We start from the raw sequence: 23,241 nt of genomic DNA, 5'->3' as shown, positions 1-23,241 counted from the left end.
TCAGATCTGACGGAGATGGTAGGATTTCGGACGGGTGAGCGACTCGTAAGCCAAGCGCGACAGGCTTGCACCGCGGCCCGTATCCTTCACGCCTGTCCAGGCGAGCGCGGGATCGAGATAGTCGCAGCGGTTCATGAACACGGTGCCTGTCTCGAGCTTCTCGCCGATGGCCTCGGCCGCATCGACATCCGAGGTCCAGATGGCGGCGGAGAGGCCATACGGAGAGTCGTTCATGAGCCTGATCGCCTCCTCGTCGCTCTTCACCTTCATGATGCCGACGGTGGGACCGAAGCTCTCCTCCCGCATGACGCTCATGGAGTGATCGACACCTGTGAGCACCTGGGGCGCGAGATAGGCCGTGTTCCCGACATCCGCCGCAAACCGCCTGGCATCGATATGAGCCTTTGCGCCCTTCGCCACCGCTTCAGCGTTCTGCTGGCGTACGATATCGGCGAAGCGCTTATGCGCCATTGGGCCGAGCGTCGTCGCCTCCTCCAGTGGATTGCCGAGCACGTACTTGTTCACGAGATCGACCGCGCCTTCCACGAAGCGATCATAATGCGTCTCATGCACATAGATGCGCTCGATGCCGCAGCAGCATTGCCCTGAGTTGAAGAAGGCGCCATCGACCAGGTTCTCGATGGCGTGGTCGATATTCGCATCCTCACGCACATAGGCAGGATCCTTGCCGCCGAGCTCGAGGCCGAGTGAGGTGAAGGAGCCTGCCGCGGCACGCTCGATGGCGCGACCGCCGGAAACGGAGCCCGTGAAGTTGCAGTGATCGACGAGGCCTTGCCCAAGAATGCGACTCGTTTGATCGTGGCTCAGATGCATGTTCTGGAACAGGCCCTTCGGCATCCCGGCGCGATCCATCGCCATCTGGAAGCGCTCGCCCGCGAGCACCGTCTGCGAAGCGTGCTTCAACAGCACTGCGTTGCCGGCCATGAGCGCAGGAACGATGGTGTTGATGGCAGTGAGATAAGGATAATTCCAGGGCGCGATCACGAGCACGATGCCCACGGGCTCGCGCTTGATCATGCGACGGAAGCCCGCCTTCTCGTCATCGGCGGGAATGTTCTGCAGGCTCTTCTCCGCAATGCGGATCATGTAGCGCGCGCGTTCCTCGACGCCGCGGAACTCGCCGCCATAACGTACCGGCCGGCCCATCATCTGGGCAATCTCCGGCACGACCTCCTGGTTCATGGCAAGCAGCGCATCAAGGAAGGCCGACACCTTGCTCGCGCGCTCGGAGAGAGGAACGTTTCGCCATGCAACTTGCGCTTCGCGGGCAGCCGTGATCGCCGTATCGATGGCGGCATCGGACATGATCGGTCGGCGGACGAACTCGCGACCGTCGATGGGGGAAATACAGACAATATCAGTATCAGCCATGATCTTATGTTTGAAAGACGATGGTCGGGTGAGGACCATCGTCTTCTCCTGGTTTGAGCCTTGCAAGTCTTTTAGATGATTTCGAAGTAGCGGGCGAGCTGCCAATCGGTGATGGCCCTGCGGGCTTCCCGCTCCTCCCATTCACGTGTCGCAGCATAATGGTCGACGAAGGTGTCGCCGAAGAGTTCACGGGCAGCCTTGGACCCCTTCAGGCGCTCGGCGGCCTCGCCCAGAGAGCGCGGCAGCGCCCGCTCCTTAGGATGCTCCACCGCATAGGCATTTCCTTCAATCGGTTCGCCAGGATCGACGCGGTGCTCGATACCCCAGAGGCCGGAGCCAATGGCTGCGGCAAGCGCAATATAAGGATTGATGTCGGCCGCCGCGACGCGATACTCGACGCGCTGCGACTTCTCGGAACCGGGAATGACGCGAAGCGCCGTGGTGCGGTTCTCCACGCCCCACGCGGAATCCGTCGGCGCCCAGAAGCCCGGAATGAGACGCGTATAGCTGTTCACCGTGCAGGCGACCATGGCGAGGATCTCGGGCATCAGCTTCTGCTGGCCGCCCACATACCAGCGCATGGCCTCCGACATGTTGTGCTTGCCGTTCGGGTCATAGAATGCACCCTTGCCGGTGTTGAGGTGGCGCAGCGACGAGTGCAGGTGGCCGGACTGGCCAGGCCAGTCACGGGACCACTTGGCCATGAAGGTCGCCATCCAGCCGCGACGCTGCGCGAGAATCTTGGTGTAGGTCTTGAACAGCGCCGCCTTGTCGGCCGCCTTCAGGGCATCATCGACACGGATTGCGGCTTCCAGCACACCGGGACCCGTTTCCGTATGCAGGCCCTCGATCTCGAAATCCATCCTATTCGCGAGGTCGAGCAGCTCGTGGTAGAAATCCGCGTGCACGCCCGAGCGCAGCACCGAATAGCCGAAGAAGCCCGGCGTGATGTTCTTGAGGTTCCTGTAATCCTTCTCGCGCACGGAATGCGGCGTTTCCTCGAAGAGGAAGAACTCGAACTCGGCCGCCGCCGACACGGCAAAGCCCATGTCCTCGGCTTTTTTAAGTACACGCCGCAGCACCCCGCGCGGGCAGGCCGGCTCCGCATAGCCTTCGAATTCTGCGAGGAAGAACGGCAGGTCGTTCTCGAAGGGAATGAGACGCATGGTCTCCGGCAGCACACGCGCGGTCGCATCGGGATAGGCCGTATGCCATCCGGTCAGCGTGGTGTTGTCGTAAAGCTGATCGTTGGAGTCCCAGCCCAGCACAACGTCGCAGAAACCGAATCCCTTCTCGAGGGCGGATTCGAACTTGTCGCGAGCCATGTACTTGCCGCGCATGATGCCGTCGACGTCGGTGAGGCCGATCTTCACGAAAGGCAGGTCGCGGCTGCGCACGTATTGGATTGCGTCGGCAGCGTTCTTGATTGTGGGAGCGGTCATGCTCGAAACCCCAACGAGAAGGATGAAGGGAGCGCGCAGGACGCGCGCTCCCGATCGTGATCAGTAGGACTTGTACTCGGCCTCGCCTTTGGTGAGCGCGAACTCCTCCTCCGGCGAGAGAATGAGCTTGTGGCGTCCATGGACCAGGAAATAGGCCATCATGACCGCATAGTAGATCGCAACGCCGATCACGGCCGTCTGGAACACAGGATCTGTGAACTGGAAGTACAAGGTGATGGCTGCGATCACCATGCAGACGACGGCGCCTGCAATGCCGAACGGGCTCTTGTAGGGCCGAGCGAGATGCGGGAACTTCTTCTTGAGCACGATATAGGACATGCCCTGCATGAAGTAGGCCAGCATCGCGCCTGCGACCGCCATGTTAAGCAGCGTTCCGCCGATCACGGCCGCGCCGGCTTCCGACCCCCTAGCGAACCAGATGATCAGCATCACCGCCAAACCGAGCAGCGCCCCCGTGATGAGCGCGATATGCGGCGACTTGCGCGTGCCGTGCGTGACCGACAGGAAGGACGGGAAGTAGCCGGCTCGCGACAGCGAGTAGATCTGCCGTCCGAAGGCGAAGATGATCGTGTGGAACGAGGCAATGAGGCCGATCACGGCGACAGCCGCCAGGATTTTCGCGATATCCGTCCCGAAGAGGGTGCGGAAACCGTCGAGAAGCGGCTCACCCGACTTCGCGATGCCGAATGAACCCGGTGCAATCCCCGAGTTCAGGAAGACCACGCAGAAGGCGGAGACGATCAGCGTCAGGATGCCGGCGATGATACCCTTAGGCATGTCGCGCTGCGGGTCATGGGATTCTTCGGCGGCCAAGGGCAGCTGCTCGATGGCCAGGAAGAGCCACACGGCAAACGGCATGGTGGCGAAGATGCCGCCGATTCCTAAGGGTAGGAACGGCCCGCCGCCATTCGGCAATTCCGCGCCATCGGGTCCGATGTTCAACGCCCAGCGCGAGAAGTCGAACTGGCCCGAGAGCAGAACGGACACGTAGAACACGGCAAGGCATGCCAGTGCCAGCAGAGTCACGACGACCGTCACCTTGAACGAGAGCTCGACACCGACGACGTTGAGCCCCACGAACAAGGCGTAGCACAAGACCCAATAGACCGGTTGGAACTCCGGCGCCGTGCCGAAGATCGCCGACAGATACGAGCCGATGAAGAAAACGATCACGGCCGGTGTCAGCACGAACTCGATGTTCTCCGCAATGCCCGTGATGTACCCCGCCCACGGACCCATCGAGGTGCGCGCGAACGAGTAAGCACCACCCGTATGCGGCAGGGCCGGGGACATCTCCGCGATGGAGAAGGTCAGGCCCAGATACATGACGGCGATGATGATCGTTGCGAAGAACATGGAGCCGAAGCCATTGGCGAGACCGAGGTTCCAGCCCGAGTAATGGCCCGAGATCACGGCGCCCACGCCGAGCGCCCAGAGCGACCACACACGCGCATGACGTCTGAGACGCCGTGCCTCGAAATAGCTCTCATCCACGGTGGTGTAGGTAATTCCTGCAGCGCCTTGCACTCCTGCAGGTGGGGCATGAACCCCTGGACTTCCTTGTCCGACTGACATCGATTCTTCCTCCACGAATAGTCTGTCCCCTCTCGAGCATCGGACCCAGAAGCGGACTTGCACTTTTGGGACTGATCCGATGCTCATTCTCTAGAAGAGCGCATCGTTTGCGCGGAACCGGAGGTCCGCGTCGGCGATCCGAAGGGCCACGCCAGTGAAAACCGGATCCGCTTTTCGCTAGCGCGGCCCGCTGGGTCCGCACGATGCGCTAGCCATGGCACCTCATGCGCCATGGCTGTCGTCAAAGCGTCTGCGCGCCCTCCCTCAAAAGCGGCGCAAGACGGTGAGCCCACGATGCCTGTCCGTCTTCCGTGCGGATCAGATCATTGCGGATTTCGATCATCAGCGGCGCAAGCCCGCGCCTCTCGGCGTGGCGCTCGAGGGTGTGGAACACCCGGTCCGCCGGCGAATAAGGTTCGTTCATGCCCACATTCAGGGCCGGATCCTTGCGCAATCCGGCTTCGACGCTTTTCGCGAAACGCGCGTCGCGATCGTGGATGAGGCCGATATGCCAGGGACGCTGCACGTCCCGATAGACCGGTGTGAACGAATGGATGGAGACGACGCTGCGCGTCCGCCCCGCCTTCACGCGTGGCTCGATGAAGCGATCGATCGTTCCGTGGAATGCCTCGTATACCTCGCGCACGCGATAGGCGCGCTCGGCCGGATCGAGGTTCTGGTTGGCGGGAATGGCGGTGCGTTCGCTCAGGGTCCAAATGGAATCCGGGGCGGACGGATCGCGGTTGAGATCGAGCACGAGGCGGGAGACGGTGGCATGGATCAGCGGCGCGTCGAGAAGCCGGGAAAGCTCCTTGGCGACTCCAAGCGCACCGGGATCCCATGCGATATGGCTGTCGAGCTGCTCAGGGGTCAGGCCCAGCGTGCCGTAACGATCCGGAAGGTGCCTGGATGCGTGCTCGCAAATGAGCAGGATGGGGGAGTGCCCTTGGGGGTTCTCCACGAGAGCAATCGGCTCCGCCGCCTGGGTGGCGGGTTCCTGACCGGTTGCCATCCGACTCGCATGCACCATGCAGTCCTCCGCTCGCCTGCAAGGATGCAGGTTGAAAGCCTTCGGTTGAACGTTTGGTACGTTTCTTACAGATTTTTCTCGAGTGAAATTTTTGGTACAGCTTTTGGAAACCGTCAAGGAGGAGGGACGCAACATTCCAACATGAAAAATAGCAGCACGATCCCCCCTGTCGATCCGCCGAGCCTGGCCGAGCGCATCCGCCTTGAGATGGATTCCTTCACGCCCAGCGAGAAGCGGGCCGCGCACCTGCTGCTCAGCCATTACCCCTTTGCCGGGCTCGACACGGTGGCGGAATTCGCCACCCGCGCCGGGATTTCCGCTCCCTCGGTTCTGCGCTTCGTGACAAGGCTGGGCTTCAGCGGCTTTCCGGATTTCCAGAAGCATCTGCGCGAGGAACTCGAGGCGCAGCTCCTCTCCCCCCTTGCCAAGGCCAGCCCCTCGGACAAGAGCCAGGGTGCCCCGGCGCTCGCTTCCTTCGCCGAGGCGGTGGTCGGCAATCTGCGCGCAACGGTGGACAACATCGCGCCTGCCGAGTTCGACGCGGTGGTGGAGCTTTTAAGCGACTCACGCCGCCACATCCACTTCACGGGCGGACGCTTCACCGGTGCATTGGCGCGCTATGCCGAAAGCCATTTCCGCATCGTGCGAAGCGAAGTGGATTTCATTGAAGGCCAGCCGGCGCTCTGGCGCGATCGGATGATCGAAATCGGCAGGAAGGACGTGATCGTCGCCTTCGACATCCGCCGCTATCAGGAGGATGTGACGGCTTTGTGCGAAACGGCGGCAAAGCAAGGAGCGGCGGTCGTGCTGCTCACGGACCCCTGGCTCTCGCCTATCGCCCGCGTCGCCCGACATGTGCTGCCTGCCCACATCGTGGCCCCCTCGAACTGGGACTCGTCAACAGGTCTCCTGCTCATCACCGAAGCGCTCGTTGCCGCCGTGACGAAGCGTTTGTGGGAGACGGCGAAGCCGCGCATGGAGGCGGTGGAGCGGCTGCGCAACGCCAAGCCGTGAGGATTATTCGGCGTCAGCCAGTTTTCCACGCTGCAGCCAGGCTACGAGGAATGGCAGCACGAGGCCGATGCCGAGAAAGCGGACGAGGTGGTGGATGCCGACATAGAGCGGATCGAGGCCGAGGACGAGAGCGAGCACGGTCATGGCCTCGAGGCCGCCGGGCGCAAAGGCGACGAGGCTGTTGGCGAAGCTCACACCGGCGAGCCATGCGGCGAGAGCTGCAAACATTACGGCGACCGCCATGCCGACAAGGAAGGAGCCCAGAGCCGACACGAGCGCGCGCCGCAGGGTCGAGCGCTGAACGTTGCGGAAGCGCTCGGCGATGAAGAGGCCGATCAGCACGAGACCTCCAGTGGCAATCACCGGCGGAATGACGCCGGTCACGAATTCGGTGCCGTGACTGACGGAGCTGACGACGGTTGCGCCCAAAAGGATGGGAGCCGCCACTTTCAGCCCCTTGAGCACGAGGCCCAGAATAAGGCCACCGAGCAGGACGAAGGCCAGGCCGCCTGGGCTTTCGACCGGCATGCCCTGTCCGATCAGCGCGTTCGTGCGGCCGCCGCCACCCAATGCGACGACCACACTCGGCAACAATGCGATCAGCACGAAGAGACGCACGTTCTGCACGATGGCGACGGACGGTACATCCGCCTTTCGATCCGCAGCGACGGCGAGCACCGTCGAGAGCGCGCCAGGCACGGACGCCAGCAAAGCATCGGCCCTGCGCCAGCCGGAGATGCGCGTGAGCCAGAAGGTGGAGGCGAGCGAAACTGCCATGACCCCGATCACCAGCAGCATAAGGCTGCCTGGATAGCGTCCCATGGCGTCGATGGCGGCAGGGGTCACGGCGGCTCCCATGGCTGCGCCCGAGACAAGCATCGCGGCATCGGCAAGGGCGCGCGGCATGGGCAATGCCCATCCCGAAAGCCCCCACAACGTAGCCGCAATGGCAGAACCCGACAGCCATGCCGCCGGAACACCGAGCCAATAAAAGACGAGACCGCCGAGACCGGCGATCAGGATTTGAGCAACGTGAGCAGGAATGAGAGGCATGTGGAGCAATGAACAGAGCCCTTCGGAGGGCCCGTTCGCTCAATGGACGCCGCGGGCGGCTGGGTCAACCTATGGATATGCTGGCGAGGTATGCAACGGAGGCGAGGGTATCACGTCCGTGCCTTACGCCACCAAACGCGGCAGAGCCGCGCTGATGCGCTTCACCGCCTCTTCCAGATCCTCGGACTTGCGCAAGTAACAAAGGCGCAGATAGCCCTCGCCCGCATCGCCGAAGGCGTTTCCTGGGGCAAGGCCCACATTCGCTTCGTCGATGAGGCGGAAGGCGATGTCCTTGGAGCTCTTCGCGCCCTTGATCTTCAGGAAGGCGTAGAACGCGCCGTTGGGTGGCGGCAGTTCCACGAGGCCCGTTTCCGCGAGCTTCCCGACGATCCCGCGCCCGCGCTTTGCTTTGGCGATCTGGTCGGCCAGGAACTCCTCGCCCTGCTCGATCGCCGCCACGCCCGCGCGCTGGATGAAGGTGGGCGTGCCGGAGGTCTGATACTGAACGAGGTTCTCGATCACCTGGCCCAGGACGGGCGGCGCTTCGAGCCAGCCGAGACGCCACCCGGTCATCGCCCAGTTCTTCGAGAAGGTCTGGATGAAGAGAATGCGATCCTCCGGCTGCATCCCGTCACGGAAGGACGGTGCGCGCCCGTCCATGGTGAGCGCCGGATCGTGGATGAAGCGCCCATAGATCTCGTCTGCCACGATCCACAAACCGTGCTTGCGGGCCATGTCGAGCACGGCGCGCAGATCGTCGTGACTTGCGGTCCAGCCGGTGGGGTTGGAGGGAGAGTTCAGCACGACGGCGCGGGTGCGCGGCGTGATCGATTGTTCCAGCCGCTCGAAATCGAGATGCCAGCCTTTTTCGTCGATGTTCATGGGAACGGCGACGGGACGCGCGCCGGAAATCGTGATGGCGCCGGCGAAATTCGGCCATGCGGGCGTGGGGATCAGCACCTCGTCGCCATTGCCGCACACCATGCGAAACGCAATCTGCATCGCAGGCATGCCGCCCGAGGTGACGAAGAAGCGCTCCGGGTCGAAGGCCTTGCGATAGACCTTCTCGTGATAGCGCGCGATCGCCTGGCGCAGATCCGGGATGCCGCGCTGATAGGTGTAGAAGGTCTCGCCGTCCTGCAGCGAGCGCGTCGCCGCGTCGCAGATGAAAGCAGGCGTCGGCAAATCGCCTTCGCCGACCCAGAGCGGGATGATGCCGGGCTTGTTCCGTCCATAGGAGAACACATCGACGATGCCGCTGGTGGGAGCCTGCAGGGCTTCCGCGCGCAGGTTGAAGGTCGAGGGGATCGAGACGGATGCGTTCATCACACGAAAATCCTTGCCAAACGGGTGAACAGGGATGACCTGTCCCCCCGCCGATGGCAAGCCTTCAGAAGGTACCCATGACAAGAAGCTAAGGGTTTCATCGAAACGGGTGATGGATCACACCGTACGGCCGGTCTTCAGGAGATCGCGGATTTCGGTGAGGAGCTTCACATCCGCCGGGATCTCCGGCGGCTTGTCTGCCGTGCCGGTCTTGGCATCCTCGGTGCGGCGCAGGCGGTTCATGCCTTTGACGAGAAGGAACAGGATCCAGGCAATAATGATGAAGTTGATCGCGACCGTAATGAAGTTGCCCCAGCCGAGCACCGCACCCTGCTTCTTGGCTTCCTCCAACGACTGCGCCGTGACGTTGCCTGAGAGCGCCGTGAAGTAGTTCGAGAAGTCGAGGCCGCCTGTGACGGCGCCGATGATCGGCATGAAGACATCGCCGACAAGGGAATCCACGATCTTGCCGAAGGCCGCACCGATGATGATGCCGATGGCAAGATCGACGACATTGCCGCGCAGGGCGAACTGCTTGAACTCGTTCCACATGACCGGACCTCCTTGTGCTTGGCCGACAAGCATAAAGGTGCCCGATCAAGGAATATCGTCAAGCCTCCCGAGCCGCCAGGAGGCCGTGAAGGTCCAGATGGCGGGTGACCATCTGAAGTTCTCCGTCAGGCGTGCGCGGCCACTGATCCTGGGGACGGTCGACATAGAGCTCGATGCCGTTGCCGTCCGGATCGCTCAGGTAAAGCGCCTCGCTCACGCCATGGTCGCTTGCGCCCTGCAGCGGAATGCCCGCCTCGATCAGACGATGGAGAGCATCGGCCAAAGCCGCCCGCGTGGGATAGAGGATCGCTACGTGATAGAGGCCTGTCGTGCCGGGAGGCGGCGGGGAGCCGCCTTGGCTCTCCCAGGTGTTGAGGCCGATATGGTGGTGATAGCCGCCCGCCGAGACGAAGGCGGCCTGCCGGCCATAGCGCTGCATCAACTGGAAGCCGAGCACGCCGCAATAGAAGGCGAGCGAACGCTCGAGATCCGCCACCTTGAGGTGGACATGGCCGATCCGGACACCCGGATCGATGGGACGAGCCGCCGGAAGTCCGGCGGCCTCATTGGGGATAGGTTGGGTCATGGCTGTTTCACTCAAGCCGAGCGAACGGACAACGCGGGAGAAGCCTTCAACGATCCGGACTTGAGAGCATAGGCGCCCTCGCCCAGGAGAGCCTGCGCCAGCAGCGCCACGATCCAGAACGCCAGGAATTCCCAGCCGCCCTTCGGGTTGGAGAAGAAGAAGCCGGCCGGGCCATGCACGGTGAAGATGGCGCCGAGCAGGATCGGAATGAGGGCCAAAGCCACCCAGCGGGCATAGAAGCCGGCGATCAGGGCAACACCGCCCAGAACCTCGGCCAGGATCACCGCATAGGCGAGGAACCCGGGCAGGCCGAGGCTGCCGAAGAACTGAGCCGTTCCGGCGGGGGTGAAGACGAAGATTTTCAGGCCTGCATGGGCCAGGAAGAGTGCGCCGAGGGTGACGCGCAGAATGAGCGCGGCGTAGGGAGCAGTGCGGGTATCGATCATGGGGGTCTCCTGAAACTCGATAGGCCCCATATGACCTCATTCCATCAGAATGATAATCCATGCCATGGAATATCAACTCACCCTGATAGAGTGAGATCCTCTCTCCCTGCACGCTCCTGCCAGTGGCGCTTGCCATCTCCAGAGAGTAAAGCTGGTTCCAGCTGAGAGTTTAAGGGTTTTGAGCATATGGTCGCCACCTGGGCGGTTGTCTTATCGGCGCTGGTTTATCTCTGCTTCCTGTTCACGGTTGCGTATTGGGGAGACACTACCGGCAGGCGCTTCGTCCAGGGGCCATGGCGCTCCACCATTGCCTCGCTCGCGCTTGCGGTCTATTGCACCTCCTGGACCTTCTACGGCTCCGTAGGGCTGGCCAGCCGCTCGGGCCTCGATTTTCTCGCCATCTATATCGGCCCGATCCTGGTGATCACCTTGGGACACGCCCTCGTCCGTCGTGTGATCCAGGTTGCCAAGACGCAGAACATCTCTTCCATCGCCGACTTCGTCGCCGCCCGCTACGGCAAGAGCGAGCGCGTCGCCGCCATCGTCAGCCTGATTGCCCTCATAGGCTCTATTCCCTACATCGCCCTTCAGCTGAAGGCGGTCTCGTCCTCCCTCGACGTGTTCCTGACGAAAGCCAACGGAATGCCGCCACCGGACCTGCCGTTCATCGGCGATCTCGCGCTGGTCGTCGCCCTGGTGCTCGCAGGCTTCGCCGTCGCCTTCGGCACGCGCCATCCCGATGCCACCGAGCACCAGGACGGCCTCATCATGGCGATTTCGGTCGAGTCCATCGTGAAGCTCGTCGCCTTCCTGGTCGTCGGCGGCTATGTGACTTTCGTGATGTTCGATGGCTATGACGGCATCGTGGAGCGTCTCATCGCTCAGGGCACGACGGACAGCCTGCTTGAGCGGACTTCGGGCTTCGGCAGCTTCATTACCCTTATTCTTCTCTCGAGCATCGCCACCCTGCTGCTCCCTCGCCAATTCCACGTGACAGTGGTGGAAAACCACTCCCTTCGCGATCTGAAGCGGGCCGCCTGGATGTTCCCGCTCTATCTCATCCTCATCAATCTGTTCGTCATTCCAATTGCGCTTGCTGGCATCGTCACTTTTCCAGGCGATGGGATCGATCGCGACATGACCGTGCTGGCGCTGCCGCTCGCCAATCAGGCCGGCACGATTGCGGTCCTGACGTTCCTTGGCGGCTTCTCCGCTGCGACGGCGATGGTCATCGTCGATTCCGTGGCCATCGCGGTGATGATCTCAAACCACCTCGTCATGCCCATCGTCTTGCGCCGCCGCGCCTTTGCCGGCGTGGATCCTGGCAGCTTCGTTATCGCCGTGCGGCGCATCTCCATCGTGCTGGTGATCCTGCTGGGCTATGCCTATTACCGCGCTTCCGGCGAGGCCGCGCTCGCAGCCATCGGTCTTCTCTCTTTCGCTGCTGTCGCGCAGGTCGCGCCTGTCTTCATCGGCGGACTCATCTGGTCGCGCGGCACCGCGCTCGGAGCCAGCGTCGGCCTCATCGTGGGCTTCCTCACCTGGCTCTATACACTACTCCTGCCAAGCCTCGTCTGGGATGGCGTGTTCTGGTCCGACGTGGTGGTCTCCGGCCCCTTCGGCATCGAAGCTCTCAAACCCACCGCCCTTTTCGGTGTCGACCTGCCCCAGCTCACGCACGGCGTCGTTTGGAGCCTCTCCCTCAACATTCTCTGCTATATCGGGTTCTCGCTCTGGCGCCCCGTCACGGCCATGGAGCAGATCCAGGCGAATGTTTTCGTCGGGGAGCCGCACACCTCCGTTGCGCCGAGCTTCCGCCTCTTCCGCGCCAGCGTGACCGTCGACGAACTTCGCGCCACCGTTTCCCGCTATCTGGGCGAGGAGCGCACGACCCGCTCGTTCGAGGGCTTCAGCCACAGCCGCGGGCAGAGTCTGGAGCCGCGCGCCGAAGCCGATATTCACCTTCTGCGCTACGCGGAGCATCTGCTGGCCTCCGCCATCGGCACGGCCTCTTCGCGTCTGGCGCTGTCGCTTCTGCTGCGTCGGCGCACCGTTTCGACGGAAGCGGCCCTCAAGCTGCTCGACGACGCGTCTGCCGCTATTCAGCACAGCCGCGATCTGCTTCAGCATGCCCTCAACTATGCCAAGCAGGGCATCACCGTGATCGACCGCGACCTGCGGCTGCTCGCCTGGAACCAGGCTTTCATCGATCTCTATGACATGCCACCCAACTTCGTGCAGGTCGGCATCGGCATGGACCGCATCGTCCGCTACAACGCCGCGCGTGGCTCCTACGGACCGGGCCGGATCGACGATCAGGTGGCCGCACGGCTGCACTCGTTCCAGCATGATGTGGAGCCTGTGCGCCTCAAGCTCTATCCGTCCGGCAAGGTCATCGAGATCCGTTCGAACCTGCTGCCGGATGGTGGCCACGTGACGACCTATACGGATGTGACCGAGACCGTTCTGGCGGAGGAAGAAAGCCGCCGCGCCAACGAGACGCTCGAGCAGCGCGTGCGCGAGCGTACGGAAGAACTGACCCGCCTCAACGAGGCACTCCGCAGCGCGAAGGCGGAAGCGGATGAAGCGAATATTTCCAAGACGCGCTTTCTCGCCGCCGCATCCCACGACATTCTGCAGCCACTCAACGCGGCGCGCCTCTATGCGACATCGCTTGTGGAGCGCGATCGCGAGACTGGCGATGCAACGCTTGCCGAGAACATCGACGCCTCGCTCGATGCGGTTGAGGAAATCCTCACGGCTATTCTCGATATCTCACGCCTCGATACAGGCGCGATGAAGCCGCAATGGTCGAGCTTCCGCATGGACGAGCTGCTCCGCCAGTTGCAGCGCGAGTTCGATCCGATTGCGAAGGAGAAGGGCTTGAAGCTCACCTTCGTGTCATCCTCGCTCACCGTGCGTTCCGACCGTCGCCTGCTGCGCCGCCTCTTGCAGAACCTCATATCCAACGCGATCAAGTACACGCCGACAGGCCGCGTTCTCGTTGGCGCGCGCCATCGCGGCTCACACCTTATCCTGGAGGTGTGGGATACGGGTCTCGGCATTCCGCCCTCGAAGCAGAGAATCGTCTTCCGCGAGTTCCAGCGTCTCGACCAGGGTGCGAAGGCCGCGCGAGGTCTTGGACTCGGCCTCTCCATCGTGGAGCGCCTCGGGCGCGTGCTGAAGCACCCGGTCACCCTCAAGTCGGAGGTGGGGCGCGGCTCGGTCTTCCGCGTCGAGGTGCCCGTGGTCGCGGCTCTGCCTGAAACCGTTGCGGCACCCGAGCCGCCGAAGGCACCAACGACCGTTCTCTCAGGACTGCGCGTGCTCGTGATCGACAACGAGCCGGCCATTCTGGAGGGCATGCGCCTGCTGCTGTCGGGCTGGGGTTGCGACGTGTGGACGGCTTCCGATCTCGACACGGCCCATCAAGCCCTCCGGACCCACAGGGGCCTGCCTGAAGTGATCATCGCCGATTACCACCTCGACGACACGGATGGCCTTGAACTGATCAAGGCTCTGCGCTGGAAGACGCTCGTGGATACGCCAGCCGTCCTCGTGACCGCCGACCGCACGCCCGTCGTGCGGGATGCAGCCGCCGCCATGAACGTGCATGTGCTCAACAAGCCCTTGAAGCCTGCAGCTCTGCGCGCACTTCTCACGCAATGGCGTGCCACCAGAGTGGCGGCCGAATAAGCACCGGCGCATCGCCATCACCGGGCTTGTGCCAGTGATCTCGGTGAAAAGAAGCACAGCACTCTTCGGAACGAGATGGCCGGGACAAGCCCGGCCATGACGAGAGTATCAATCAGACTTCAAAGCATGATCGACCGCAGCAATCGCGTGGATGGTCGTGGTGTCGAAGAGAGGCACCGCGCTGTCCTCTTCCGACACCAGCAGCATGATCTCGGTGCAGCCGAGAATGACGGCTTGCGCTCCCTTCTCGATCAGGCGTGCGATGATGGCGCGGTAGGCCTTCTTGGATTCCGGATTGATCTTGCCCAGCACAAGCTCTTTGTAGATCACGTCATGCACGACCTGCCTGTCGCCCGCATCGGGCACGATCACATCGAGACCGTGCTGCGTCTGCAGGCGCCCCTTGTAAAAGTTCTGCTCCATGGTGAAGGCCGTGCCGAGCAGGCCCACGCGCCGGATGCCCGCAGACTTGATCTTTTCTGCAGTGGGATCTGCGATGTGGAGCAGCGGGATGCTGACCGAAGACATGATTGCATCGGCCAAACGATGCATCGTGTTAGTGCACAGCACGATGAAATCGGCCCCTCCCCGCTCCAGGTGAAGAGCCGCATCCTTCATGACCTCGGCGAGCCTGTCCCATTCGCCCGCATGCTGGAGCTGCTTGATCTCATCGAAATCGACAGACCACATGAGGCTGCGCGCCGAATGCACGCCGCCTAGGCGCCGCAGCATTTCCTGATTGATGATGCGGTAATACTCGGCCGAGCTCTCCCAGCTCATCCCGCCGATGAGCCCGATGGTCTTCTGCTGCTGCATAATAAGCCTCAAGTAACAGGCTTGTAGGCTGCGCGCCCGCTGCCCAGCGCATCGTCGAGCAGATCGAGGCGGTCCTGGCCCCAGAACACTTCGCCGTCGAGCACGTAAGACGGAGAGCCGAATACGTCTGCCGCTATGGCATTCTCGAGATTGAGCGCGTAGATCGCCTCCGTGGTGCTGCCGGTGGCGATGTCCATCAGGGCGGAGGAATCGAGGCCCGCCTGCTCCGCAAGCTCGGTGAGAACGAGCGGGTCGGCAAGATTGCGCTCCTCCTCCCACACGGCGGCAAAGGCGCGGCGCAGGAAGGCATCCGGGCTCTTGCCAGTGGTCGTGATCGCAATCACGGTGCGATCGGCCAGGTTCACATCGAAGGGCCAATGCTTCGGGCTGATGGAGAAGGACAACCCACGCTTTTCGCGCCAGCGCTGGAGCTCGACGAGACGATAGCGCTGCCGGGCGGGGTGGCGCTGAGGCAGCGGCAGACCGCCGGTCTCGGAGAAGACGCGGCCCAGGAACACGGGCTTGAAGTTCACCTCAGCCCCGTGCCGCTGCACGATCTCCATGAAGGGAGCATGGCCGATATAGGCCCAGGGGCTCACGAGCGAGAAATAATAGTCGATGACGCGGGGCATGGGTTCCAAGCTTCACGGTTCGGGTCAAAGGAAGATGGGCCTAACCTTGAACCATCATGCCGCTCTCTTCAACGTCTCTTCTGCATGAAGAAACGCCTCGACCTCGGGCGCAGCCACAGGAGGCTCCGCCTGCAGGCCGATTTCCGACAGGAGGCGGTCCATGGAAACGAAGCAGCGCTCCTTCCGGTCATAGAGGCCCGCCCTGACCAGCGCGATGGCATTGAGAATCGGGCTTCCGTCCCTGGCTTTCGAGACCAGCCGGTGCTCCATCACCACATGCCCCTCGGACCAGGTGAGAATGCGCGTCTCCAGGGTGAAGGGCTGAAACAGCCGCATCTCGCGCCGGAACCGGATCTGGCCTGCATTCACCACGGGAACCCAGCCATGCTTGAGAACGGGGCGCCACAGGCGTGAGCGGATCATGATATCCGTGCGTCCCAGATCCATGAGAGTCCAGTAGCGCCCGTTGTTCATATGCAGCGATGTATCGAGATCGTGCGGCCACACCCGGAATGTGAGGCGCGAGACGTCCTTCACCGGATCGAGCTTTGCTCTGTAGAACGAAGCGATGACGAGATGAAGAACGCGCAGCCACAGATTCATGCCATGCCCATTCCGCTGATGCGCTGAAATGCGATGAGATCGAGAGACGGCGCATCGAGACCGAAGCCGGTCAGCAGGCAATGGGCCTGGCCGCGATGATGGGTCTGGTGATTGAAGAAGTGCATGAGAGCCGGAGCCAGAGGCTGTTCGATCTCGGTCGGGCTCGACATCGTCCGATAGCGGATCTTTCCTGCGAGATCGGCCTCGGACAAGCCATCGATATAGGCAACGATCCGCTCGTCCTCCTTCCGGCGCGCTTGCCGGAGATCGGACAGGCTCTCGAACAGAATCGCATCGAGCCGGTTCGCGACCTCTCCCTCTCCCGTGAAGCGTTTCAACCAGATGCGGTCCGCCACGAGGATATGGTTCAACGTGCCATGCAGGGACTTGAAGAACGCCCCGCGATCCGCACGGTAATCCTCATCCGACAGCTGCGCGGCCGCCTCATAGAGGCGCGCGTTGCACCAGGCATTGTAGGCCGCCATCATGGCAAAGTGCGGCTTCATGGCAAAGGCTCCTTCGTGTCCGTCTTCTCGCCATGCGATGCTGCGAGGCATCGGTCAAGATAGCCTTGTCCTATCCCTTCGGTCATGGCCGTTCACCCGTCATGCCCGCGCTTGTCGCGGGCTTCCACGTCTTTATGGTGCGGCGTTTCCCAAGACGTGGATCCCCGGCATAAGGCCGGGGATGACGAAGCGCCATGCTCAAGCCGCCTTCTTCGCCGCGGCGCGGCCGTAGAAGGTCTCACCGGAAGCGGCCATGTCGAGAAGCAGCTTCGGCGGGGCGAAGCGCTCGCCATGCCGGGCCTGCAGCCTTTGGCACAGTTCCACGAAGGCCTTCGCACCCATGAAGTCGATGTAGGACAAGGCACCGCCTGTATAAGGCGCGAAGCCGAAGCCGAGGATCGAGCCGACATCCGCCTCGCGCGGATCGGTGACGACGCCTTCCTCGAAGGTGCGCGCGGCTTCGAGAGCCTGCGTCACGAGAAGGCGCTGCTTCAACTCCTGCATGTCGACGAGCTCCGGCTCCACATGCTTCGACTGAAGCTCCTTCAGCCTCGGCCACAGACGCTTCTGGCCGCTCTCCGGATAATCGTAGAATCCTTTCCGGTTCTTGCGTCCGAGGCGGCCCTCCTTCTCCACGAGAATTGTCAGCAGCTCCTCCTGCTGCGGGACGATGGCGGCATCGCCCAGCTGCGCCTTCGTGGCCTTGAGGATCTTGAGGCCGAGATCGACGCCGACCTCGTCGTTGAGCGAAAGCGGGCCGACCGGCATGCCGGCCTGTTTGCCCGCCTGCTCGATCATCGCGGCAGGCAAGCCCTCCGTGAACATGAGATGGCCCTCGAGAATGTAGGCCAGCACGCAACGGTTGGCGAAGAAGCCGCGTGAATCGTTGACGACGATGGGCGTCTTCCTGATCAGGCGCACGTAATCGAGCGCCGTGGCGAGCGCCTTATCGCCTGTCTCCTTGCCCATGATGATCTCGACGAGCATCATCTTCTCGACCGGCGAGAAGAAGTGGATGCCGATGAACTGGCCCGCATTCCCGGAGTTCCTGGCAAGGCCGGTAATCGGCAGCGTCGAGGTGTTGGAGGCGAAAATGCAATCCGGACGGATCGCAGCCTCCACCTTCCGGATCACCTCGGCCTTCACCGCCGGATCCTCGAACACGGCCTCGATCACGAGATCGCAATCGGCAAGGTCGCTGTAATCGGCGCTTGCCTTGATGCGCCCGAGCAGCGCGTCGCGATCAGCCGTCTTGGCACGACCCTTCATGATCTGATCGGACATGAGCTTGTGCGAATGGGCCTTGCCCTTCTCCGCAGCCTCCACGTCGCGGTCGATCAGCACCACCTCGAGACCCGCATTGGCGGTGACATAGGCCACGCTCGCGCCCATGAAGCCCGCACCGACCACGCCGACCTTCCTGATGGTCGTCGGCGGCACATCTTTCGGACGGCGCGCGCCCTTGTTCAGGTCCTGCATGGAGATGAAGAGGGTGCGGATCATCGCCGCCGCTTCCTTTGAGCGCAGGATCTTGGCGAACCAGCGCGACTCCACCCTCAAGGCGAGATCCATCGGCAGCTGCAGGCCCTGGTAGACCGTTTCCAGGATCGCGCGGATCGCCGGGTAATTGTCCTGCGTCTCGCGACGATAGATGGCATTGGCCGGAGGCCAGATCTGCATGCCGGCGGCGGAATAGACCTTGTTCGAGGGCAGCTTGAAGCCCTTCTGGTCCCACGGCGCGACGGCCGATCCGCCGTTCCTGATCCAGTCTTTCGCCGTCTGCACGATCTGATCGCGCGGCGCGACGGCATGGACAAGGCCCATGTTGCGCGCCATGAGCGGACGGAGCTGCTCGCCCTTGAAGAGCATCTGCAGGGCGTCGCCGGTCTGCATCAGACGCGCCACGCGCTGCGTGCCGCCAGCGCCAGGGAAGAGACCGACCTTCACCTCGGGCAGGCCGACGCGGGTGGAATCGACATCGGACAGAACACGGAAATGGCAGGCAAGCGCCAACTCGAAGGCGCCGCCGAGACACACGCCATGGATCGCAATCGCGAACGGCTTGCCGCAGGTCTCCAACCGGCGATAGAGCAGCGAGAGCTTTCGCGACTCTTCGAAGAGGAACGCAGTCGCTGCCTCCTCGCCCTTCTCCTTGGCAAGCCGCAGATATTGCGCGTTGGAGGATTGGAGCATGGTGAGGTCCGCACCGCCCGAGAAAGATTCCTTGCCAGACGTGATGACGCAGCCTTTGATGGCTTCGTCACCGGCAACCTTTTCGACGATCTGGGACAGCTCGTCCATCACCTGCGGGGTGATGACGTTCATGGAGCGGTCCTGCATGTCCCAGGTGGCGAGCGCAATGCCGTCGGCATCGACCTCGAAGCGGAAATTAGCGAAGTTCATCTTAATCCTCCCTCGGACCTCATCCTGAGGAGCCCGCCTCGGCGGGCGTCTCGAAGGATGATCCAGTGTGCATCTGATCCGCCTCGTCCTTCGAGACGGCGCTTCGCGCCTCCTCAGGATGAGGATGCTGGCGTTGTGTTTCCTCAAACCCGCTCGATGATGGCAGCCGTGCCCATGCCGGCGGCAACGCAGAGCGTGATCAAGGCCGTCTGCTTGTCGGTGCGCTCCAGTTCGTCGAGCACCGTGCCGAGGATCATGGCGCCGGTGGCGCCGAGCGGATGGCCCATGGCGATCGCGCCACCGTTCACGTTGACCTTCGCCGGATCGAGATCGAGCGCCTGGATGTAGCGCAGCACCACGGCGGAGAACGCCTCGTTGATCTCGAAGAGATCGATGTCATCCTTCGTCATGCCTGCCTTTTTAAGCGCGAGCTCCGACACGTCGATGGGCCCGGTGAGCATGAGGGCGAGATCGGAGCCGATGGAGGCGAAACCTTTCAGGCGCGCGCGGGCCTTACACCCCATCTTCGTGCCGCCTTCTTTTGAGCCGATGAGCACGGCGGACGCGCCGTCCACGATACCGGAGGAATTGCCCGCATGGTGCACGTGGTCGATGAACTCCACATCCGGATGCGCTGCAATCGCCACTGCATCGAAGCCGCCCATTTCGCCCATCTGCACGAAGGCCGCTTTCAGCTGGCCGAGCGACTGCATGTCGGTGCCGGGGCGCATGTGCTCGTCCTTGGCCAGGATTGTAAGACCGTTCACGTCCTTCACTGGCACGACGGACTTCGCAAAGCGTCCCTCGTCCCAGGCCTTTGCCGCGCGCTTCTGCGACTCAACCGCATAGGCATCGACGTCGTCGCGGGTGAAGCCGTATTTCGTGGCGATGAGATCCGCCGAGATGCCCTGCGGCAGGAAGTAGTTGGAAATGGCGATGCCGGGGTCGACCGGCCATGCGCCGCCGGACGCGCCCATGCCGACGCGGCTCATGGATTCGACACCGCCGCCGATGGCGATATCCTTCATGCCCGACATGACCTGCGCTGCGGCGAGATTGACCGCGTCGAGTCCTGAGGCGCAGAAGCGATTGATCTGCACGCCGGGCACTTCCTTGCCGAAGCCGGCCTTGAGGGCCGCTGCACGGGCGATGTCGCCGCCCGCCTCGCCGACCGGATCGACGCAGCCGAGCACCACATCCTCCACCAGCATCGGATCGAGATCGTTGCGCTTGCGGATGGCATCGAGTGCCGTGACGGCGAGATCGACGGTGGGCACCTCGTGAAGCGAGCCGTCCGGCTTGCCGCGCCCGCGCGGGGTGCGAACGGCGTCATAGATAAAAGCATCGGCCATGAGGGCCTCCCAAGTTCTTCGCGTCGTTTAAAAAGATTCCACGGGCATCGCCATGGTGGCATCCGCGCCGGACGAAATGCGGGCCAGGCGCACGCCGGTCTCCGGCATCATACGCTCCATGAAGAAGCGGCCTGTCAGCAGTTTTGCATCCATCGTCTCAGGTGTACCATTGCCTTGCGCTTTCTTAGCGTGCGCGGCCTTCGCCATTTTGGCCCACATGTAACCCATCGCGACGGTGCCGAAGAGGTGCATGTAGTCTGTCGCGCCGGCCCCTGCGTTGTCGGGCTTTGCCATCGCGTTCTGCATGAACCACATGGTGGCCTGCTGCAGATGACCGAGCCCCTGCTGCAGGGGCGCGATGAAGCCCTTCAGGTTCTCGTCGCCCGCGTTTTCCTGGCAGAAGGCGCCCACCTCGCTGAAGAAGGCCATGACGGCGCGGCCGCCGTCCTTGGCCAATTTGCGGCCGACGAGATCCATGGCCTGGATGCCGTTCGCGCCCTCGTAGATCATGGTGATGCGGGCATCGCGCACGAACTGCGACATGCCCCATTCCTCGATATAGCCGTGACCGCCGAACATCTGCTGCGCCTTCACGGCGTTCTCGAAGCCGAGATCGGTGAGCACGCCCTTCACCACCGGCGTCAGGAGTCCCATGAAATCCTCAGCCGCCTGACGCTGCGCCTCATCCGAAGAGCGATGCGCGATGTCACTGTTCAATCCGGTCCAGACGATGAGCGCGCGCGCCGCCTCGTTGAAGGACTTGATGGAGAGAAGCGTGCGGCGCACGTCCGGATGCACGATGATCGGATCGGCGGGCTTGTCGGGGAATTTCGGTCCGGTGAGCGAGCGGCCCTGGAGGCGATCCTTCGCATAGGCGACGGCGTTCTGATAGGCGACTTCGGATTGCGAGAGCCCCTGCACGCCGACCGCGAGACGCGCTTCGTTCATCATCACGAACATGGCGTTCAGGCCGCGGTTCTCCTCGCCCACGAGCCAGCCCTTTGCGCCGTCATAGTTCATGACGCAGGTGGCGTTGCCGTGAATGCCCATCTTGTGCTCGAGCGAGCCGCAGGAGACGCCGTTCCTCTCGCCCAGCGAGCCATCGTCCTTCACGAGGAATTTCGGCACGACGAAGAGCGAGATGCCCTTGGTGCCGGAAGGCGCGCCTTCGATGCGCGCGAGAACGAGATGGACGATGTTGTCCGCCATGTCGTGCTCGCCGGCGGAGATGAAGATCTTGGTGCCGGAAATGGCATAGGAGCCGTCGCCGTTCGGAACGGCCTTTGTCTTGAGCAGGCCCAGATCCGTGCCGCAATGGGGCTCGGTGAGGTTCATGGTGCCGGTCCAGGCGCCCTCGATCATCTTCGGCAGATAGGTGCGCTTCTGCTCTTCGGTGCCGTGCACCAGGAGCGCCGCGATGGCGCCTTGCGTCAGGCCCGGATACATGCCGAGCGCCAAGTTCGCCGAGGAGATGAATTCCTGCATCACGGTATTCAGGACGGAGGGCAGTCCCTGGCCGCCGTATTCCTCAGGCGCGGATAGGCCCATCCAGCCGCCGGCGGCATAGGCCTCATAAGCTTGCCTGAAGCCCTTCGGCGTCGTCACCGAGCCATCCGCGTTGCGGGTGCATCCCTCCTGGTCGCCCGTGAGATTGAGGGGCGCGAACACCTCCTCGCAGAGCTTGGCGCCCTCGGCGAGGATCGCCTCAACCACATCCGGCGTCGCATCGGCAAAGCCGGGCAGATTGTTGTGGCGCTGGATGGGGAAGACATCATTCAAGAGGAACATGACGTCTTCGACAGGGGCCTTGTAAATCGGCATTCGCTCTTCCTCCGAAACGGATGGCGGCAGCCCCGAAAGGCGCCCGGCCAATCCAACAGATAGTTCACATATAAACTATCTGTTCCTCTTGGGAAGAGGTAGGGCACAAAATCTCGTGCGACACAGACGAAAGTCGGGGACGTCCAAGCCCTCCCCCTGAATTCCCTCCTCTCCGGAAGGTCGCCTCGGCTTCCGCAGCGGAGAAGATCTCTCACGCGAGCCCCTTCACGTTTAGAGGGCCTTCGAAAGCGGATGCGCCCGGAGGCGTCGGGCGACCACACCCTCAGCCACCAGGCGCATCGAGAAAGGAATTGAGGAAGGTGCCGGCTCTCGAGCTGGTTCTCCTCTCGAACTGTTTCCCTTGGCATGGGAACAGCTCTCTTCTTTGCTGTGCCGCAATTTTTAACGGCGAGCCGGTCAACTTCGCCGAAGAATGCTTTAGGCTGCGGCGGCTAGATTGGTGCGGCGCGTCTGGAGTTCCCTGAGAGCCTCTTCGATCTCGATCTTCTGCTGCTCGAGATGGCGGATCTGATCTTCGACCTGATCGAGAGAGAGCTTGAGGTTCATGGCCGGGCCGTTCGCCGAGCGCTCCTCGGCCAGCATGGCGCGGATCTCGGTGAGGGTAAAACCGAGTTGCTTCCCCTTCAGGATAACGGAGAGGCGCTCACGGTCGCGAGCATCGTAGATGCGGACGGTGCCGTCGCGGCGGGGAGAGAGAAGGCCGCGGTCTTCGTAGAAGCGCAGGGTGCGCAGCGTCACGCCGAATTCGCGGGCGAGATCGCCAATCGAGAAAGACTTCGTGCCGTCACCCATTTCGTTAGGATTGGAACCAGCTGCATTTTGGTTCATCGAATGACCCCCATCAGTTGTTTGTTCTTTTAATCCAGTGCATCTGCACCTTTACTTGTAATGTTATGATAGAACACACAACATGTTGGTTGCAAGGGCTCCAGACCACAGGCCGTTCCTTAGGCA

At 62.6% G+C, this 23,241-nt stretch carries 19 protein-coding genes; 2 read left to right on the top strand and 17 right to left on the bottom strand.

Features of this window, described 5'->3' with window-relative positions:
• From ACUXUR_RS05445 to ACUXUR_RS05430, 4 genes are all read right to left on the bottom strand, one after another.
• The gene (locus tag ACUXUR_RS05445; protein WP_445501332.1) at positions 1 to 1,392 is read right to left on the bottom strand and encodes an aldehyde dehydrogenase family protein; all 1,392 of its coding nucleotides are present in this window, start codon (positions 1,390 to 1,392) and stop codon (positions 1 to 3) included.
• A gap of 71 nt (positions 1,393 to 1,463) precedes the next feature.
• A complete protein-coding gene (locus ACUXUR_RS05440) occupies positions 1,464 to 2,834 on the bottom strand; it encodes a glutamine synthetase family protein (RefSeq protein WP_445501331.1) in 1,371 nt (456 codons plus the stop codon).
• A 60-nt stretch (positions 2,835 to 2,894) separates the two neighbouring features.
• On the bottom strand, positions 2,895 to 4,430 hold the full coding sequence (locus ACUXUR_RS05435) for an amino acid permease (protein WP_445501330.1): 1,536 nt from the start codon (positions 4,428 to 4,430) through the stop codon (positions 2,895 to 2,897).
• Between the two features lie 241 nt (positions 4,431 to 4,671).
• Entirely contained in the window at positions 4,672 to 5,460 is a 789-nt protein-coding gene (locus ACUXUR_RS05430) for an N-formylglutamate amidohydrolase (RefSeq protein WP_445501329.1), read from the bottom strand.
• Positions 5,461 to 5,601: 141 nt separating this feature from the next.
• Between ACUXUR_RS05430 and ACUXUR_RS05425 the strand changes: the two genes are divergently transcribed.
• Positions 5,602 to 6,474, top strand: coding sequence for a MurR/RpiR family transcriptional regulator (locus ACUXUR_RS05425; protein ID WP_445501328.1), 873 nt, complete (start codon positions 5,602 to 5,604; stop codon positions 6,472 to 6,474).
• Positions 6,475 to 6,477: 3 nt separating this feature from the next.
• Here ACUXUR_RS05425 and ACUXUR_RS05420 read toward each other — a convergent pair whose 3' ends face one another.
• The 5 genes from ACUXUR_RS05420 to ACUXUR_RS05400 all read right to left on the bottom strand — a co-directional run bounded on the left by ACUXUR_RS05420 (position 6,478) and on the right by ACUXUR_RS05400 (position 10,437).
• Entirely contained in the window at positions 6,478 to 7,527 is a 1,050-nt protein-coding gene (locus tag ACUXUR_RS05420; RefSeq protein ID WP_445501327.1) for an AbrB family transcriptional regulator, read from the bottom strand.
• A gap of 123 nt (positions 7,528 to 7,650) precedes the next feature.
• Positions 7,651 to 8,853 carry a pyridoxal phosphate-dependent aminotransferase gene (locus ACUXUR_RS05415; RefSeq protein ID WP_445501326.1) on the bottom strand — a complete coding sequence of 401 codons (1,203 nt, stop codon included), beginning with the start codon at positions 8,851 to 8,853 and terminating at the stop codon, positions 7,651 to 7,653.
• A 117-nt stretch (positions 8,854 to 8,970) separates the two neighbouring features.
• Entirely contained in the window at positions 8,971 to 9,405 is a 435-nt protein-coding gene (gene mscL, locus ACUXUR_RS05410) for a large conductance mechanosensitive channel protein MscL (RefSeq protein ID WP_445501325.1), read from the bottom strand.
• Positions 9,406 to 9,463: 58 nt separating this feature from the next.
• Positions 9,464 to 9,991: a VOC family protein gene (locus tag ACUXUR_RS05405; protein ID WP_445501324.1), complete on the bottom strand. Its 528-nt coding sequence runs from the start codon at positions 9,989 to 9,991 to the stop codon at positions 9,464 to 9,466.
• 11 nt (positions 9,992 to 10,002) lie between these two features.
• Entirely contained in the window at positions 10,003 to 10,437 is a 435-nt protein-coding gene (locus ACUXUR_RS05400) for a DoxX family protein (RefSeq protein WP_445501323.1), read from the bottom strand.
• Between the two features lie 186 nt (positions 10,438 to 10,623).
• On the opposite strand from ACUXUR_RS05400, the gene ACUXUR_RS05395 reads away from it, so the two are divergent.
• Entirely contained in the window at positions 10,624 to 14,133 is a 3,510-nt protein-coding gene (locus tag ACUXUR_RS05395) for a hybrid sensor histidine kinase/response regulator (RefSeq protein ID WP_445501322.1), read from the top strand.
• 108 nt (positions 14,134 to 14,241) lie between these two features.
• Here ACUXUR_RS05395 and ACUXUR_RS05390 read toward each other — a convergent pair whose 3' ends face one another.
• From ACUXUR_RS05390 to ACUXUR_RS05355, 8 genes are all read right to left on the bottom strand, one after another.
• Positions 14,242 to 14,949 carry an aspartate/glutamate racemase family protein gene (locus ACUXUR_RS05390; RefSeq protein WP_445501321.1) on the bottom strand — a complete coding sequence of 236 codons (708 nt, stop codon included), beginning with the start codon at positions 14,947 to 14,949 and terminating at the stop codon, positions 14,242 to 14,244.
• 8 nt (positions 14,950 to 14,957) lie between these two features.
• On the bottom strand, positions 14,958 to 15,581 hold the full coding sequence (locus ACUXUR_RS05385) for a 2-hydroxychromene-2-carboxylate isomerase (RefSeq protein ID WP_445501320.1): 624 nt from the start codon (positions 15,579 to 15,581) through the stop codon (positions 14,958 to 14,960).
• Positions 15,582 to 15,635: 54 nt separating this feature from the next.
• Positions 15,636 to 16,184: a thioesterase family protein gene (locus tag ACUXUR_RS05380; protein WP_445501319.1), complete on the bottom strand. Its 549-nt coding sequence runs from the start codon at positions 16,182 to 16,184 to the stop codon at positions 15,636 to 15,638.
• A complete protein-coding gene (locus ACUXUR_RS05375) occupies positions 16,181 to 16,690 on the bottom strand; it encodes a DinB family protein (protein WP_445501318.1) in 510 nt (169 codons plus the stop codon). Before ACUXUR_RS05375 ends, ACUXUR_RS05380 begins: the two co-directional genes overlap by 4 nt.
• Before the next feature lie 198 nt (positions 16,691 to 16,888).
• Positions 16,889 to 19,093, bottom strand: coding sequence for an FAD-dependent oxidoreductase (locus tag ACUXUR_RS05370; protein WP_445501317.1), 2,205 nt, complete (start codon positions 19,091 to 19,093; stop codon positions 16,889 to 16,891).
• A gap of 143 nt (positions 19,094 to 19,236) precedes the next feature.
• Positions 19,237 to 20,445, bottom strand: a complete 1,209-nt coding sequence (locus tag ACUXUR_RS05365) for an acetyl-CoA C-acetyltransferase (RefSeq protein WP_445501316.1) — start codon at positions 20,443 to 20,445, stop codon at positions 19,237 to 19,239.
• Between the two features lie 27 nt (positions 20,446 to 20,472).
• Positions 20,473 to 22,266 (bottom strand): acyl-CoA dehydrogenase C-terminal domain-containing protein, encoded by a 1,794-nt coding sequence (locus tag ACUXUR_RS05360; RefSeq protein WP_445501315.1) that lies wholly within the window; start codon positions 22,264 to 22,266, stop codon positions 20,473 to 20,475.
• Positions 22,267 to 22,704: 438 nt separating this feature from the next.
• Entirely contained in the window at positions 22,705 to 23,115 is a 411-nt protein-coding gene (locus tag ACUXUR_RS05355) for a MerR family transcriptional regulator (RefSeq protein WP_445501314.1), read from the bottom strand.
• Positions 23,116 to 23,241: the final 126 nt, after the last annotated feature.

The sequence above is a fragment of the Microvirga medicaginis genome (assembly GCF_052658925.1).
This window is presented reverse-complemented; position numbering and strand designations above follow the sequence as displayed.

Bases quoted from the DNA above. Each gene is read 5' to 3' on its own strand.
- mscL (WP_445501325.1), bottom strand. From the start codon at position 9,405: ATGTGGAACGAGTTCAAGCAGTTCGCCCTGCGCGGCAATGTCGTCGAT.
- ACUXUR_RS05440 (WP_445501331.1), bottom strand. From the start codon at position 2,834: ATGACCGCTCCCACAATCAAGAACGCTGCCGACGCAATCCAATACGTG.
- ACUXUR_RS05385 (WP_445501320.1), bottom strand. From the start codon at position 15,581: ATGCCCCGCGTCATCGACTATTATTTCTCGCTCGTGAGCCCCTGGGCC.
- ACUXUR_RS05380 (WP_445501319.1), bottom strand. From the start codon at position 16,184: ATGAATCTGTGGCTGCGCGTTCTTCATCTCGTCATCGCTTCGTTCTAC.
- ACUXUR_RS05400 (WP_445501323.1), bottom strand. From the start codon at position 10,437: ATGATCGATACCCGCACTGCTCCCTACGCCGCGCTCATTCTGCGCGTC.
- ACUXUR_RS05370 (WP_445501317.1), bottom strand. From the start codon at position 19,093: ATGAACTTCGCTAATTTCCGCTTCGAGGTCGATGCCGACGGCATTGCG.
- ACUXUR_RS05405 (WP_445501324.1), bottom strand. From the start codon at position 9,991: ATGACCCAACCTATCCCCAATGAGGCCGCCGGACTTCCGGCGGCTCGT.
- ACUXUR_RS05360 (WP_445501315.1), bottom strand. From the start codon at position 22,266: ATGCCGATTTACAAGGCCCCTGTCGAAGACGTCATGTTCCTCTTGAAT.
- ACUXUR_RS05415 (WP_445501326.1), bottom strand. From the start codon at position 8,853: ATGAACGCATCCGTCTCGATCCCCTCGACCTTCAACCTGCGCGCGGAA.
- ACUXUR_RS05425 (WP_445501328.1), top strand. From the start codon at position 5,602: ATGAAAAATAGCAGCACGATCCCCCCTGTCGATCCGCCGAGCCTGGCC.
- ACUXUR_RS05355 (WP_445501314.1), bottom strand. From the start codon at position 23,115: ATGAACCAAAATGCAGCTGGTTCCAATCCTAACGAAATGGGTGACGGC.
- ACUXUR_RS05435 (WP_445501330.1), bottom strand. From the start codon at position 4,430: ATGTCAGTCGGACAAGGAAGTCCAGGGGTTCATGCCCCACCTGCAGGA.
- ACUXUR_RS05365 (WP_445501316.1), bottom strand. From the start codon at position 20,445: ATGGCCGATGCTTTTATCTATGACGCCGTTCGCACCCCGCGCGGGCGC.
- ACUXUR_RS05395 (WP_445501322.1), top strand. From the start codon at position 10,624: ATGGTCGCCACCTGGGCGGTTGTCTTATCGGCGCTGGTTTATCTCTGC.
- ACUXUR_RS05420 (WP_445501327.1), bottom strand. From the start codon at position 7,527: ATGCCTCTCATTCCTGCTCACGTTGCTCAAATCCTGATCGCCGGTCTC.
- ACUXUR_RS05445 (WP_445501332.1), bottom strand. From the start codon at position 1,392: ATGGCTGATACTGATATTGTCTGTATTTCCCCCATCGACGGTCGCGAG.
- ACUXUR_RS05375 (WP_445501318.1), bottom strand. From the start codon at position 16,690: ATGAAGCCGCACTTTGCCATGATGGCGGCCTACAATGCCTGGTGCAAC.
- ACUXUR_RS05390 (WP_445501321.1), bottom strand. From the start codon at position 14,949: ATGCAGCAGCAGAAGACCATCGGGCTCATCGGCGGGATGAGCTGGGAG.
- ACUXUR_RS05430 (WP_445501329.1), bottom strand. From the start codon at position 5,460: ATGGTGCATGCGAGTCGGATGGCAACCGGTCAGGAACCCGCCACCCAG.